This is a genomic window from Streptomyces sp. NBC_00576, from assembly GCF_036345175.1.
Classification (GTDB): domain Bacteria; phylum Actinomycetota; class Actinomycetes; order Streptomycetales; family Streptomycetaceae; genus Streptomyces.
This window is the reverse complement of sequence record NZ_CP107780.1, coordinates 2,134,803-2,146,468: the sequence shown is the minus strand read 5'-3', so window position 1 is coordinate 2,146,468 and position 11,666 is coordinate 2,134,803. Positions and strand designations below refer to the sequence as shown.

Genomic DNA, 11,666 nt, shown 5'->3' with positions numbered 1-11,666 from the left:
GGATGGGGCTGGTCAGTCCGTGCGCGGGACCCACTCGCGCATCGAGTACCAGTAGCGGGGCAGCCCCTTGATGCCGCTGGTCCGGAACGGGCGTCCGGCGTCGTCGATGCGCACGGTGCCGGTGCGGCCCTGGGAGGACCAGTCGAGCTCCAGGTACCAGCGGCAGTCGCAGGTCACGGTCCGGGCGGTGACCAGCAGCACCTCTGGATCCTGGGCGGAGACGCGGTAGGGGAAGCGCACCGCCGGAATCGGCGTCCCCACGTCGTTGCCGGGCGCCGAGCGGGCGATGGGCCGGTCCTTGTCGAGGTCGACGGAGAAGGAGCGGGGAGTGATCGAGCCGCCGCAGCCCTGGTCCATGGAGTACGCGGTGCCCTCGGCGGGAGCGCTCCGCCCGACCACCCGGACCCGGAGCGCCTCCAGGACCACCGCGGTCGATGTCCGCCCCTGCACCGAGATCTCGACGTTGGTGTCGCCGCCGTGCACCGCGTGCTGGGTCGCCGCCCATGGACCGGCGTCCTGCGCGGCGGGCGGCGGAGGGACCTGCTTCGGTAACTTGGCGATGACGTAGTCGTGGCCGCAACCGAGCGCCCAGGCCTGCGAGTTAGCGGTCCAGGTGATCGGCGCGGGGGAGGTCTTGGTCGGGGTCGGGGAGGGCGACCGGGCCGGGGGCGTCTTGGGCGGGGAGCGGTCGGCGGACAGGGCCGACAGGCTGCCCAGTGTGGCGAGGAGTGTGCCGGCCACGGCCGCGGTGACCGCGATCCGACGGTGCTGGTACCAGGGGCGGCGGCCGGCGGGACGGTCAGCGGGACGGTCGGCGGGAGTGGGCTCGCCCGGGGTGGCGGGCGCAGAGGGGGCGTCCCCCGCGTCGGACGTACCGGGTTCCGCGAACGTTTCCGGTTTTGCGGACGTACCCGGTTCGGCGGACGTACCGGGTTCCTCGAACGTGGTCGGTTCGGCGGATGTACCCGGTTCCGCTGCCGTACGCGTGCGTTGCCGTGCCGCCACCGCCAGGATCCACCGGCGGTGCAGTTCCACGCGCTCCTCCGGCGACGCTCCGCACAGCGCGGCGAACCGTTCCACCGGGGCGAAGTCCAGGGGGACCGTGTCGCCGGAGCAGTAGCGGTGCAGGGTGGACGTGTTCATGGCCAGGCGCCGGGCCAGTGAGCCGTAACTGCGGTCCGTACGCCCCTTCAGTCGCGTCAGCAGCGCCGCGAACTCCGCCACGTCGTCGTACGTCGACACACCCTTCCCCCGTCCTCATCTGATCCTCGCGTCCCGGAACGGCATCCCAGGCACTCCATATACCTGCACGTCAGGGGGGATGGGATGGTTCCACCGTGGCGGATCGCGTGTCACCGGTTGCGGTCGCGCCGAGTGGCGGCCGATGCTTTGGGTGTCGCACCGACCGCCGCCGGACCGACGACCACCCGGCGCGGCGACATCCGACACATCACCCGCTCATGCGAATCCGTGCACAGTCGTGCACCCAGACACGGGGGACACCCATGCCCACTCGCGATGTACACGCCACCACCCGCACCACCCGCACCACCCGCGCCGGCATGCTCACCGCGCTGTCCGCACTCACCGCCCTCGCCGCAGCCGCAGCGGGGGTCGCCCTGGCGGCCCCGGCCGGTGCCACCGCGAAGGCGAGCGCCCCGACCCCGCCCGCCTTCCTCTCGGCCGCCGAACTGCCGCCGCACCCCAGCTCCGCCTGGACGGCGGACAAGGTCAAGGACGGGGTGCCGGACGAGCTGAGGTTCTGCCTCGACGCGGCGCTGCCGGGTTACGACTCCCGGTACCGCGCGTTCCGCACCGACCTGGACACCAGCGCCCGCCAGCTCACGATCGTCGTCGCCAGCGACGCCAAGGCCAAGGCTCTCGCCACGCGGCTCAACAAGGAGATCCGCTCGTGCCCGACGCGGATCGAGCAGTCCGACCCCGAGGTCGAGGCCGAGTTCAAGGACTACGGCACGCTCCCGGTCGAGGAGGGCGCGCACGTCTACGGCCTGCACACCGAGACCTCGTACGGCGCCACCGACATCCGTCTCCTGTCGGTCGGCCGGGACGGCCACGCCGTCACGGTCGTGGACTGGAGCCAGTTGGGCGACTTCGAAGACGCCCCGGTGCCGGCCTTCAAGAAGACGACGACCACGGCGGTCAAGAAGCTCTACTGACCCGGCCTCGGCCCAGGCGACCCCGGCCAAGGCCGCCGCCTCGGCGCCCCGGACGCTGACCGGCAGCCCGTCCGACTCCGTGACGCGCGTCGCCGACTTCTACGGCGCCTACATCGACGCCCAGAGCGGCCCCGGTGCCGGCGGAAAGCTCCGGCGCTCCGCAAGTACTACATCCACCGTTCCTGTGGACTGAGCGGGCGTGAGTCCGTTCAGCCGCGCGCCCCGAACGGTCTTGGGCGAGCTGGTCCCCGGCGTTCTCGACCCCGGGTGGCGACACGCATCGTGTGCGTGGTCCGAGCCCGGGAGGCCCCCGCGGCCGGAGGCCGCTGATGGACACAGCCCTCGCGACCTGGCCGGTTGGGTACGGCCAGAGGCGACGGGGAGGCCCTGAACCATCACTCTGGTGGAGCAGGGGCCCCGCACGCTGACGCCGTACCCAACCGGCCAGGTCGCACAACCACGTTAGCCCGAACAGCCCAGGGCGCCGCAAGCCCTCACGCGGACGATCACACGATCGAGCTAGTTCGGCCTTGTGCGCACTCCTTGGCGAACAGCTCCAACCCCTCCGCTGGACGGTCACCGACAACGGCACCGCCGACCACACGGAGGCCGGCATCACGCTGACCTGGGGCTCGGGGAGCACCACCAAGCTGGTCGTCGACATGACCCGGGACCACCGGATCATCCACATCGGCACGAAGGGCATCGGCGGGAAGTGACCTACGGCCGGATCGGCAGCCCGCCCTGGACAGTTCGGCCGATCCGCCGCCCTCACGCGCCCGTCCTCGGCTGGACGGGCGCGTGAACTGCCGCAGCGTCCGCTCCAGACGTCCCTCCAGCCGCGCCCGGCGGGCGCGGTCGATGTCCTGATCCGGCCAGTAACAGTCCAACCAGCCCCGTACATCCGGTCGTTGAGGATTCGACATGACTGGCGTGTTCAGGTCGGGGGCATGGATCCCGTGAACGCGTTCGATCAGGAGGGGACTACACCAGCGTCCGGGCGGGGGTCATGAAGAGGCAGGCACGAGGGGGCGGTCCCGTGATCATCGGGGCCTTCGCGGCGAAAACGGCGGAGGAAACGGCCGAGAACGACATCGACAACGACAACGGCATCGGCATCGGTGATGACGGTGGCGTGGACCGGGGGGAGGCGTCGCAGATGAGGCGCAGGCTGGGTTGTTCGGATCTGCGGGAGGTACCGGAGGCCCGCAGAGCACTGCGCGAGCTGCTGCGGCACTGGGGGAGGCCCGGCAGTTCGGAGATAGCGGAACTGCTCACCAGCGAGCTGGTCACCAACGCGCTGGTCCACACCGACCGCGACGCGGTGCTGACGGCCACCGTCTCGCCGCACGGATTACGCGTGGAGGTACGGGACTTCGTGGGACGCAGGCCGAGGCTGCGCGCACCGATCGCCGACGACGGTACGCATGGCAGAGGTCTGGTCCTGGTGGAGTCCCTCGCCGACGCGTGGGGAGTCCGGGCGCACGGCGTGGGCAAGGCGGTGTGGTTCGAACTGAACGGGGGCGCGGCCTGAACAGGCCACGCCCCCATGTCGGTTCGCGCTCAACTCGTGCTCAGCAGTGCTGCTCTGCTCAGCCGTACTGCTGCTCGAGGTCCCGGAGCTTGCGCTCCAGGGAGTCCAGGCGGGGCAGGGCCATCGTGTCGTCCTCCGCCGTCAGGTCGACAGTGATCGAGTCACTGCTGCCACGAACGGGCTGAAGGGAGGGACGGGCGCGCAGGGGCAGCTGCTCCGCGGAGGATATGGCAGGTTCCGAGGTGACCTGGGCGGGCGCCCGCTCCACCTCGACCTGCTGACCGCCGCCACCGCCACCGCCGCCGAACGGGCCGCGGTGGCCCCGGCTGATCGCCTTGAGGTGCGCGCGCTCGGCTCGCTCCTGCTCACGCCGGCGCAGACGCGCCTGCTCCTTCTGGCGCCGGTCCTCGCGCACCTCGTCGACCGCTTCGTCCAGGCTGCGGACGCCCTCGAGGAGCATCAGCGACCAGGCCTTGTACGTCTCGCGGGGCGCCCGCGCCCAGCGGACCATACGGATCTGCGGCAGCGGACGCGGCACCAGACCCTGCTCGCGCAGGGCGGCCCGGCGGGTCTGCTTCAGCGCGCGGTCGAAGAGCACCGCGGCGGACAGGGACATACCGGCGAAGAATTGCGGGGCGCCCGCGTTGTCGAGACCCCGGGGCGCGTGCACCCAGTTGAACCAGGCGGCCGCGGCCGCGAACAGCCATACGAGTATCCGGGAGCCGAGGGCGGCGTCACCGTGGCTCGCCTCGCGCACCGCGAGTACGGAGCAGAACATGGCCGCTCCGTCGAGACCGAACGGGACGAGGTACTGCCAGCCGTCGGTGAGGTTCAGGTTCTGCTCGCCGAAGCCGACGAGGCCGTGGAAGGAAAGCGCTGCGGCGACCGCTGCACAGCAGAAGAGGAGGACGTAGGACGCCGAGGCGAATATGGCTTCCTTGCGCCTGCGGCGCTCTTCGGTGCGCTCCCACGAGTCGTCCTGGCTCGCTTTCGTCCCCGAGGAGCGCTTGCCGCGCGCCAGCACCGCCACCGCCGCCAGCACGCCCAGGAGCAGTACGGCGCCCGGAAGCAGCCAGTTAAGCGATATGTCGGTCAGTCTCATCTGGGGTCCCTTGCATTGGGATAGGGCGTAACGCCCGCCATAGTGGCCCAATCCCCTCAGCCCTCAGGGGGTTTCGGGGCAAGAGGCCGCCTAAGGAGGTGCAAGGGGATGCTCAGGGCGACATTCTGCTCGAACTGCCGCTTGAGGGGCGGGAGTTGAGTTCGAATAAGACTACCCGTACGGGTGGTTCCACGGAAAGTTCCTGCGACAAGTGAGGAACTTGTGAAGTGGCTGTAACCGTACGAGGCCTCAATCGAACATGATCTTACGGCGGCGATCCTACGGCACGCCCTGCCGGGTCACGGGGGGAGGGGCCCATTGCTGAGGGTTCCTCAACTGGTGGCTGCGGCCGTCAGCTTGGCGATGCGGTCGTTCTCGCAGGTCCGTGGGCAGTTGTCGCACATCTCGTCCGGGCGGATCGTGTAGAAGAAACAGCAGCCGGCCCGGTCGCGGGTGGGCAGTGGAGTGCCGTTCGGCCCGGTCAGTTCCCCGAAGCCCGCCGACCCGACGAACGGCCGGGTCGAGCCCGGCAGCAGCAGCTCCAACTCCCGCTGTGCCCGGTCCCCTTCCCCGACGACTTGTCCTATGTAATGCAGGCCCTCCACGACGTCGTCGGTCACCACGGCCCACAGGGCCCGTCCGCGCCGCCGCATGCGCGGCCCGAAACCGCCGAGCAGGGGCTCCAGATGCTCGGTGAGCGCCGCCCGCACCTCCCCGCGCAGCGCCTCCTCGTCACCGACGACCCGGGCGCCGGGCAGGGCCGCCGCCGGGTCGCCGGGCAGGCAGGTGAAGGCGCCGGTGCGGATGCTGAAGCGACCGTCGGTGCGGTGGTAAGAGACGTCCTCGACGGGCAGTCGGGGCACCCGGCGGTGCAGGAACCACGGCACGGTGATCAGAAGGCAGGCGGTCCACGCGTACCGGTGCAGCCCGAAACCGGCGATGACGTCCGGGCGGCCCCGCTGACCGTAGTCCCGCAGTACCTGCTCGTCGTCCCACGCGAGGAAGGAGTCGAGGTCGCCGTCGCCGGCCGCGAGCCCGGCGGCCCGAACCCATCCGGCGCCGCGCGGATGAGGCTGTCCGGGGCCCAGTTCGATGACGGCCGCGTCCGGGTAGGCCTCGGCGAGCCGGTCGTACGCATCCGCGACGGCGGACCGGGTCTGTACGGGAGCGGACATGTCGGGACCACCGAATCTCGATAGATCGCTCGAAGATCATAGGCAAGCCTTACCTTACCCATCATGCCCGCGATGTGATCCGGATTTAACACCGGATCCGGCCGGGGATCCGGCGCAAATCCGAACCTGGACTCGAATCGGGATTTGAACTGACGGAATGTGCGCCTATGGTGCTTGACGGGCGAGTAACAACCCGCCGCAATGACCCCATGTGCCGTCAAGGTGCCATCTAGCCCGGAGGAGGCCCCCGTGCAGCACGCCGGCCCGCAGGGCGCGCACGGCTCGCCCGACACCAGGGCCCCGGCCTCACACCCGGCCGCCGTACGCGTTCCACCGCAGCTCAGGGCTGCGGACGTGGACCGAGGGTGGCGCCCCGGGGCGACGGGTCCGGCGGTCCGTCCCGACGCGGCAGCCGGTGCGCCGGGAGTCGGTGCCCGGGGCGAGCACACGCACAGTGAGCAGCCGATCCCCCTGCCTCGCACCGAACAGGCACGTCCCGTCGTCCAGCGTTCCTCCGTGCGCGGCCAGATCCTCGACGCGCTGCGCACCGCGCTCGTCGGGGGCGAGCTGGCACCCGGGGAGGTGTACTCGGCCCCCGCACTGGGCGACCGCTTCGGGGTGTCCGCGACGCCCGTCCGCGAGGCGATGCAGCAGCTCGCGCTGGAAGGCGCCGTCGAGGTCGTCCCCAACCGGGGCTTCCGCGTCGTGGAACGAGGCGCCCGCGAACTGGCCGAGCTGGCCGAGATCCGGGCCCTGATCGAACTCCCGGTGCTGCTCCGCCTGACCCGCACGGTGCCCCCCGAACGCTGGACGGAACTCCGCCCCCTCGCCGAGGCAACGGCCCGCGCGGCGTCCACCGGCTGCCGGGCCACCTACGCGGAAACCGACCGAGCCTTCCACCGGGCGGTCCTGTCCCTCGCCGGCAACACCCAACTGGTGCAGATCGCCGACGACCTCCACCGCCGCGCCCAGTGGCCCCTGGTGGGCGCCAAGGCGACGCCGGGCCGAGCGGCACTCCTGGCGGACGCGGAGGACCACGTCACCTTGCTGGACGCCCTGATCGCAAGAGACGTCCAGCTGGTCCAGTCACTGACACGTGACCACGTGACAGGCGCTCACTGACCCACCGTCAGGGGCGCGGGGCTGTATCTGATCTGCGGCTCCGCCGCGTGGGCGCGACAAGCCGCAGGGCACCCGCAGCCGACGAACAACCGAACCCCCCCGGTCGGCGCGACCTACGCAGACGCAGCCGGCGGAGCCAACTGCCGCGCCAGCCAGGTGGGAACACCCCCGAGCAACCGGAACAACCGCCCCGCCTCGGCCCGCAACCGCGAAGCCTCCGGCTCGGACTCCGCATCGGCGAGCGAGGCCAACGCGGGCGCCGTCCCCACCAGATACCCCAACTCCTCCCGAATCCGCAGGGATTCGCTGAACCCGTGCCGCGCCTCCGCCAACTCCCCGTCCCGCAGGGCAAGTCCGGCCAGATGACGCCACGTGAACGACAGCAGCAGCGGATCGGCATGCGCGGTGGCTCCCGCGTGCGCCCGCCGATACGCGGCCCGCGCGGCCTGCGGAGACCGCGCCAGGTTCTCCGCCAGCAGCCCCCGCCGGAAGTCCAGCACCGCCCGCCCCGACGCCCCCGGCGGGATCAGCGCCGCCGCCCGGCCGAGCGCGGCCCGCGCCTCGTCGGCACGGTCCCGTACGCCGAGCAGTGTCGCCGCGTACGCCAACTGCCCGCGCTCACAGGCCGCCGCGCCGCGTTCCTCGTCGCTCTGGGCCAGCGCCTCCGCCGTACGGAGCGCGTCCTCGGCCTCTCCCCAGCCCTGCTCGGTGTAGAGGCATCGCTCCACCAGCAGCGCGGCCCGCTGGAGCGAGGCGTCGGGGGTGGCGGCGTCCAGCAGCGCCGCCGCGTCCGCCCAGCAGGCGCGCGAGCGCAGCCGCCATACCGCGGTCTGGAGTGGATCGTCACCAGAGGTCGTTCCGGAACCAGACATGGCGGTGTACGCCACGTTGCCCTCCCCGAGCACGCCATCGAGCCTGTTGAGTGGTGGCGGCATCTCAACACGAATCTTGGTGCCGGGCCAAGAGGGTAGGTGAAAGAATTCACAAAGTCGGGGAAGAACGAGCACCCCGGTTGCCGCACAACCGGCCCCACCCGGCGCGCGCCAGGACCGCGCACGCCCCGCTTTCTCTGTGCGTGGGCTCAACTCATGCGCAGTGCCAGGAAGAAGTCCAGCTTGTCCTCCAGCCGCGACAGATCACGGCTCGTCAACTGCTCGATCCGCCCCACCCGGTACCGCAGCGTGTTGACATGCAGATGCAGCCGCGCAGCGCACCGTGTCCATGAGCCGTCGCACTCCAGGAACGCCTCCAGCGTCGGGATCAGCTCGGCGCGGTGGCGCCGGTCGTAGTCCCGCAGAGGGTCGAGGAGGCGGGCCGTGAAGGCGCGGCGGACGTCGTCAGGGACGAACGGGAGCAGCAGCACGTGGGAGGCCAGCTCCTGGTGGCCCGCCGCGCACACCCGGCCGGGGCGCGCCGCGGCCACCCGGCGGGCGTGCCGCGCCTCCTCCAGTGCCCCGCGCAGCCCCTCCGCCGAGTGCACGGCCGCACTGACACCGATCGTGAGCCGCCCGTCGTCGTCCAGGCCGGCCGACAACGGGTCCCGCACGCCGGCGAGCAGCTTTTCGGCCAGAATTCCCTCCTCCGAACCGTCGTGCTCCGCCGACACCGACGACACCGCCGGCAGCGGTACGAGGGCGATCGCCTCGTCCCCCGTATGGGCCACGGCGATCCGGTCGGAGTGCTCCGGACCCGTCAGGAGGGGGTCGACAAGGATTTCCTCCAGCAACGTCTGGGCCACCGGGCCGCCCTCGACCTCGCCGCCGGCCCAGTCCACGCGGGCCACGACGACCTGCCAGTGCGGGGCCGCGCCGAGGCCGGGCAGCAGCACCGGTGCGGCGACCCGCAACCGGGCCGCGATCTCGGCGGGCGCGGCGCCTGTCTGCACCAGCTCCAGGACCTCTTCTGCGAGCCGTCGCCGCACCACGCGTTCCGCGTCGCGCCGGTCGCGTTCTACCGCGATCAGCTGTGTGACGCCCTGGAGCAGATCGAGCCGCTCCGCCGGCCAGTCCCCGGCGTCCGCCTCGACGGCGAGCAGCCAGTCGGACAGCAGGCTCTCGCGTACGTCCCGTGAGCCGCCCTGTGCGGCGGTGCGGCCGCCCGCGCGGACGGGGAAGAGGGAGTACGCCGTGCCGCCCACCGCCACCCGGTGGGGGCTGAGCACATGTCGGCTGCCGGTGCGGGCCGCCGTCAGGTGCTCGGCCGCCAGTGCCGCGCACACGTCGGGGGCCGGGGCGGGGCCGGAGACCTTCGAGCCCGCGATGAGACGTCCGGCGGGGGAGAGGACCCAGGCGCGCAGGTCGAGGTCGGAGCCGAGCAGGTCCAGGACCACGTCGGGGCCGCCGCCCGCCGGACCGGAGGTCATCATCCGGCGGTGCCGGTCCACGACCGCCGCCAGATCCCCGGCGCGCTCGCCGGACACCTGCCGGACGACATGCTCGGTGATCGTCGCGAACGCCACCGACTCGTGCACCGCGAACAGTGGCAGCCGGTGCCGGGCGCAGGCCGCGACCAGGTCGGCCGGGATGTTCCCCAGTTCGGCCTCACCGGCACCCAGGGCCGTGACCCCGGCCCCCGCCAGGAGCCGTACGAACGACTCCGAGTCCCCGGGGTCCCGGCGCCAGGCCAGGCCCGTGAGCACCAGCTCGCCGCCCGAGAGGTAGCGACTGGGATCCCTGAGGTCGGTGGTCATCACCCCGCGTACGGTGCGGTCCAGCTCGTCCTCGCCGCCGAGCAGCGTGAGGCCCAGCGCGTCGGTGTCCAGCAGTGCGCGCAGCCGCATTCTCGTCGCCGCCGTTCTGTTTGCGAGCCGCGCTTTTCCGCCTGCGCGGCGATCACTGTTTCCGGGGAAAATCGGAGAGGTTACTGATGGCCTCTGTTCATACGAATCTACAAGACGATCGCCCTGGCCAGCCAACTCCTTCATGGTTTCCGTGACTGACCCAGGCGGAGCACAGCCCTGTGTACTGGTTTCACCGCACGTGAACAGCACATGAACGAGCCATTGGCACGACCCACGGGCACGGCCCACTGGTACAGCCCACTGGTACGACTCATGCGACGAAGAGGAAAAGAGCGGTCATGGACTTCCTTCGCCCCGCCAGCTGGGAGGAGGCGCTCGCCGCGAAGGCCGAGCACCCCACCGCTGTGCCGATCGCGGGCGGCACCGACGTGATGGTCGAGATCAACTTCGACCACCGCCGGCCCGAGTACCTCCTCGACCTGACCCGCATCGGAGATCTCTACGAGTGGGAGACCGGCGAGCAGAGCGTGCGGCTCGGCGCCTCGGTCCCGTACACCCGGATCATGGAGAGCCTGCGCGGCGAACTGCCGGGCCTGGCCCTCGCCTCGCACACGGTCGCCTCCCCGCAGATCCGCAACCGGGGCGGCGTCGGCGGCAACCTCGGCACCGCCTCCCCGGCTGGTGACGCCCACCCGGCGCTCCTCGCCGCGGGCGCGGAGGTCGAGGCCGAGTCCGTACGAGGGACCCGGCTGATCCCGATCGACGACTTCTTCACCGGTGTGAAGCGCAACGCGCTCGCCCCCGACGAGCTGATCCGCGCCGTCCACATCAAAAAGGCGGACGGGCCCCAGCAGTACTCCAAGGTCGGCACCCGCAACGCCATGGTCATCGCGGTCTGCGCCTTCGGACTCGCACTGCACCCGTCGACCCGGACCGTCCGTACGGGCATCGGTTCGGCGGCGCCCACACCCGTCCGGGCGAAGGCCGCCGAGGAGTTCCTGAACGCGGCGCTCGAAGAGGGCGGCTTCTGGGACAACGGGAAGATCATCACTCCGTCGGTCGCCAAGCAGTTCGCCGATCTGTGCGCGGGCGCCTGCAACCCCATCGACGACGTCCGGGGCACCGCGAGCTACCGCCGCCACGCCGTCGGCGTGATGGCCCGCCGCACGCTGACGTGGACCTGGGAGTCGTACCGCGGCACCGCCGCTCGCACGGAGGGAGTCGCGTAATGCGCGTCAATTTCACGGTCAACGGACGTCCGCAGGAGGCCGACGACGTGTGGGAGGGCGAGTCCCTGCTGTACGTCCTGCGGGAGCGGCTCGGTCTGCCGGGCTCCAAGAACGCCTGCGAGCAGGGTGAGTGCGGCTCGTGCACCGTCCGCCTCGACGGCGTACCGGTGTGCTCGTGTCTCGTCGCGGCAGGGCAGGCGGAAGGGCGCGAGGTCGTCACCGTCGAAGGGCTCGCCGACTACGCCAAACAGCGTACGGAGCACGGCAGTTGCGCAACGGGCGCCTGCGGTACGTCACTTGACGCGGCCAAGCGTTGGGAGCCCAGGGGCAGCAGCGACTCCCAGACCGGCGAGGGCGTCGAACTGGCCCCCATCCAGCAGGCGTTCATCGACGCCGGCGCCGTCCAGTGCGGGTTCTGCACGCCCGGTCTGCTGGTCGCCGCCGACGAGATGCTGGAGCAGAACCCCAACCCGACCGACGCGGACATCCGCGAGGCGCTGTCGGGCAACCTGTGCCGCTGCACGGGCTACGAGAAGATCATGGACGCGGTCCGGCTGGCGGCGGCCCGACAGGGAGAGGCGGTCTGA

The 11,666-nt window shown here is 71.3% G+C and carries 11 protein-coding genes; 6 read left to right on the top strand and 5 right to left on the bottom strand.

The features are described 5' to 3' along the window. Positions 1-12: 12 nt before the first annotated feature. The gene (locus OG734_RS09120; protein WP_330286970.1) at positions 13-1,242 is read right to left on the bottom strand and encodes a transcriptional regulator; all 1,230 of its coding nucleotides are present in this window, start codon (positions 1,240-1,242) and stop codon (positions 13-15) included. Between the two features lie 263 nt (positions 1,243-1,505). On the opposite strand from OG734_RS09120, the gene OG734_RS09115 reads away from it, so the two are divergent. The 3 genes from OG734_RS09115 (at position 1,506) to OG734_RS09105 (ending at position 3,711) form a co-directional block, all read left to right on the top strand. Continuing rightward, positions 1,506-2,177 carry a hypothetical protein gene (locus OG734_RS09115; protein ID WP_330286969.1) on the top strand — a complete coding sequence of 224 codons (672 nt, stop codon included), beginning with the start codon at positions 1,506-1,508 and terminating at the stop codon, positions 2,175-2,177. A 530-nt stretch (positions 2,178-2,707) separates the two neighbouring features. After that, positions 2,708-2,896, top strand: a complete 189-nt coding sequence (locus tag OG734_RS09110) for a hypothetical protein (RefSeq protein ID WP_330294038.1) — start codon at positions 2,708-2,710, stop codon at positions 2,894-2,896. 440 nt (positions 2,897-3,336) lie between these two features. Continuing rightward, positions 3,337-3,711 (top strand): ATP-binding protein, encoded by a 375-nt coding sequence (locus OG734_RS09105; protein WP_330293613.1) that lies wholly within the window; start codon positions 3,337-3,339, stop codon positions 3,709-3,711. Positions 3,712-3,769: 58 nt separating this feature from the next. Here the strand turns inward: OG734_RS09105 and OG734_RS09100 are convergent, their stop codons facing one another. Beyond that, positions 3,770-4,813: a DUF2637 domain-containing protein gene (locus OG734_RS09100; protein WP_330286968.1), complete on the bottom strand. Its 1,044-nt coding sequence runs from the start codon at positions 4,811-4,813 to the stop codon at positions 3,770-3,772. A gap of 332 nt (positions 4,814-5,145) precedes the next feature. Continuing rightward, positions 5,146-5,988, bottom strand: coding sequence for a (2Fe-2S)-binding protein (locus tag OG734_RS09095; RefSeq protein WP_330286967.1), 843 nt, complete (start codon positions 5,986-5,988; stop codon positions 5,146-5,148). A gap of 249 nt (positions 5,989-6,237) precedes the next feature. On the opposite strand from OG734_RS09095, the gene OG734_RS09090 reads away from it, so the two are divergent. Next, positions 6,238-7,110 carry a GntR family transcriptional regulator gene (locus OG734_RS09090; RefSeq protein WP_330286966.1) on the top strand — a complete coding sequence of 291 codons (873 nt, stop codon included), beginning with the start codon at positions 6,238-6,240 and terminating at the stop codon, positions 7,108-7,110. 113 nt (positions 7,111-7,223) lie between these two features. Here OG734_RS09090 and OG734_RS09085 read toward each other — a convergent pair whose 3' ends face one another. Both OG734_RS09085 and OG734_RS09080 read right to left on the bottom strand, forming a co-directional pair. Then, positions 7,224-7,997 carry a hypothetical protein gene (locus OG734_RS09085; RefSeq protein ID WP_330286965.1) on the bottom strand — a complete coding sequence of 258 codons (774 nt, stop codon included), beginning with the start codon at positions 7,995-7,997 and terminating at the stop codon, positions 7,224-7,226. A 194-nt stretch (positions 7,998-8,191) separates the two neighbouring features. Beyond that, positions 8,192-9,889 carry a PucR family transcriptional regulator ligand-binding domain-containing protein gene (locus OG734_RS09080; protein WP_330286964.1) on the bottom strand — a complete coding sequence of 566 codons (1,698 nt, stop codon included), beginning with the start codon at positions 9,887-9,889 and terminating at the stop codon, positions 8,192-8,194. Positions 9,890-10,188: 299 nt separating this feature from the next. On the opposite strand from OG734_RS09080, the gene OG734_RS09075 reads away from it, so the two are divergent. Then, positions 10,189-11,079: an FAD binding domain-containing protein gene (locus OG734_RS09075; RefSeq protein WP_330286963.1), complete on the top strand. Its 891-nt coding sequence runs from the start codon at positions 10,189-10,191 to the stop codon at positions 11,077-11,079. Continuing rightward, on the top strand, positions 11,079-11,666 hold the full coding sequence (locus tag OG734_RS09070; protein ID WP_330286962.1) for a (2Fe-2S)-binding protein: 588 nt from the start codon (positions 11,079-11,081) through the stop codon (positions 11,664-11,666). Before OG734_RS09075 ends, OG734_RS09070 begins: the two co-directional genes overlap by 1 nt.

Coding starts and splice junctions, on each gene's coding strand:
- OG734_RS09105 (WP_330293613.1), top strand. CDS start 3,337: ATGAGGCGCAGGCTGGGTTGTTCGGATCTGCGGGAGGTACCGGAGGCC.
- OG734_RS09080 (WP_330286964.1), bottom strand. CDS start 9,889: ATGCGGCTGCGCGCACTGCTGGACACCGACGCGCTGGGCCTCACGCTG.
- OG734_RS09095 (WP_330286967.1), bottom strand. CDS start 5,988: ATGTCCGCTCCCGTACAGACCCGGTCCGCCGTCGCGGATGCGTACGAC.
- OG734_RS09070 (WP_330286962.1), top strand. CDS start 11,079: ATGCGCGTCAATTTCACGGTCAACGGACGTCCGCAGGAGGCCGACGAC.
- OG734_RS09115 (WP_330286969.1), top strand. CDS start 1,506: ATGCCCACTCGCGATGTACACGCCACCACCCGCACCACCCGCACCACC.
- OG734_RS09075 (WP_330286963.1), top strand. CDS start 10,189: ATGGACTTCCTTCGCCCCGCCAGCTGGGAGGAGGCGCTCGCCGCGAAG.
- OG734_RS09100 (WP_330286968.1), bottom strand. CDS start 4,813: ATGAGACTGACCGACATATCGCTTAACTGGCTGCTTCCGGGCGCCGTA.